This window comes from Legionella dresdenensis (assembly GCF_042649825.1).
GTDB lineage: Bacteria > Pseudomonadota > Gammaproteobacteria > Legionellales > Legionellaceae > Legionella_C > Legionella_C dresdenensis.
In genome coordinates, this window is record NZ_JBHSAB010000017.1 from 1 (window position 1) to 2306 (window position 2306).

Below are 2306 nucleotides of genomic sequence, written 5' to 3' on the forward strand. Positions count from 1 at the left end.
AAAAAATCTTGGACCAAAGAGCAAGGTCAATGGTTAATAATCAAGCAGCTTAAGGCAGCGCCATTGGGCTTTACAGCCCAACCTACGCTGGATTTACGTACTCTTACAGTCCAAATTTGAATTATTAATCCAGGTTGGGCTGTAAAGCCGAACCTAAAAATTTATCCAGCTTATTGGCAAAATCACGAACTTCTTTTTGACTGATTTTATTAGGCCCGCCGGCAATCATATTGCAACTTCGCAGCGAATCATTCAGGTTGCGGATCGCGAGATGTTGTTTGATATTATGGGCCGAATACAATTCTCCTCGCGGGTTCAAGGCATGACCGCCCTGAGTAATTACTGCATCAGCAAGTGGAATATCAGCCGTTATCACTAGATCCCCTGATCTCATGGCAGTAAGGATGTATTTATCAGCAACGTCAAACCCGGCGCCTACCTGATATCTTTTGATAAACGGTGATGGCGGAATAGAGATAGGATGATTCGATACTGCAATTAAACAGGTTTGCGTTCTGATCGCTGCACGAAATAACATTTCCTTAATAATTTTGGGACAGGCATCGCCATCAATCCATATCTGCATTGTCTTCACCTGAATTTAGAGTTTGAAACCCGTTTTTTATTATTTTTTCCAGGTTTGGCTGACTCAGGGCGTTTATTCTGCTTCACTGCAGGTGACGGTTTTACTTGTGTTGGCAGGCGGTGATCGGGTTCAAAATCATCAATTTCAACGCGTTGGAGACGGTGCTTAATAACTTTTTCAATATCCTGTAATTGCTTGAATTCATCGGCACATACTAATGAAACAGCAAGTCCAGCACGGCCTGCGCGCCCGGTTCGGCCTATACGATGTACATAGTCATGCGCGACCTGAGGCAAATCAAAATTGACAACTAAAGGCAGTTGTTCAATATCAATTCCGCGGGCGGCGATATCGGTTGCAACTAAAATCTGTATTTTCCCTGCTTTAAAATCGCCTAGCGCTTTTAACCGCTGGGGCTGGCTTTTGTTGCCATGAATGGCTAACGCGGAGATATTAGCCGCGGCCAGGCCTTTAACCAGCTTGTTGGCGCCATGTTTAGTGCGAGCGAATACCAGAGTTTGCGTCCAATTTTCTTTTTGAATCAAATGGCACAGTAACGCTGTTTTTCGGGCTTTATCGACCGGGTGGATAAGCTGGGTAACTTTAGGCGCTGTAGAATTGGTCGGCGTGACTGAAACTTCAACCGGATCAGTAAGCAGGCCTTTGGCCAGTTTGCGAATTTCATCGGAAAAGGTCGCTGAAAATAACAGATTCTGGCGCGTACGGGGCAGTAAAGAAATAATCTTTCTGATATCGTGGATAAAACCCATATCCAGCATACGATCCGCTTCATCCAGAACCAGAGTCTGCAGGTCGTTAAAAAACACAGCCTTCTGATTATAAAGATCCAGCAGTCGGCCAGGTGTCGCTACTAAAATATCAATACCAGTGTTTAATGCCGCGATTTGAGGATTAATTTTTACGCCGCCATAAACTACCGCGGATCGTAACGTCACATATTGACTGTAATGTACAATACTTTGATGTACCTGTGCTGCCAGTTCTCTCGTGGGCACTATTATTAAAGCCGAAATATGCCTGGCTTTGGCCGCAGGCTTATTTATTAACTGCTGAATAATCGGCAATGTGAAAGCGGCGGTTTTTCCTGTTCCTGTCTGTGCTGAAGCCAGCAAATCACTCCCTTTTAAGATCAGTGGAATTGCTTGTTGCTGTATTGGAGAAGGTTGTTTATAACGTTGTTCACGAATTGCTTTTAATAAAGGTTCTGCTAAATTCAAATTTTCAAAATTCATAGGATTTTCTTTCTGCTGTGGATATCCTGGCTCTTGATCGAATACTTCCTATGTATGGAAAACAGAAGTAATTGTCTGGACTACCTTGAGGATTATTTTATTATAACAAATTGCTCAGATATTAACAAAGTTTATCATAAAATCCTTCGCTTTCATATCAGGAGATTCAATCCCATGGTTGGGCTGTAAAACCCATAGCCGTTAAGTTAAGGAATTAAATTTCTACATTTCACAACATCGTTCGGGCTGAGGAAGCGCTTTAGCGCTGTCTCGAAGCCTGTGGTACAGTGCCAGGCCTTCGAGACAAATGCTTCGCATTTTCCTCAGGCCGAACGGATATGGTCTGTAAAGCCCAACATTCCTTGCCTACAAAAACTGCCCTGTGCAAAGGTTCGAGCTTTGTGCCGGACAATTTTTTTAAAAGCTGGTCTCCGGTTTATCAAAGAGAATCCAATTAGCCAATTTAA

2 protein-coding genes are annotated in these 2306 nt (G+C 43.2%); both read right to left on the bottom strand.

Features of this window, described 5'->3' with window-relative positions:
* Positions 1 to 124 precede the first annotated feature (124 nt).
* On the bottom strand, positions 125 to 586 hold the full coding sequence (locus tag ACFORL_RS07910) for a YaiI/YqxD family protein (protein WP_382342811.1): 462 nt from the start codon (positions 584 to 586) through the stop codon (positions 125 to 127).
* Between the two features lie 5 nt (positions 587 to 591).
* Entirely contained in the window at positions 592 to 1839 is a 1248-nt protein-coding gene (locus tag ACFORL_RS07915; RefSeq protein WP_382342813.1) for a DEAD/DEAH box helicase, read from the bottom strand.
* Between the last annotated feature and the right edge of the window lie 467 nt (positions 1840 to 2306).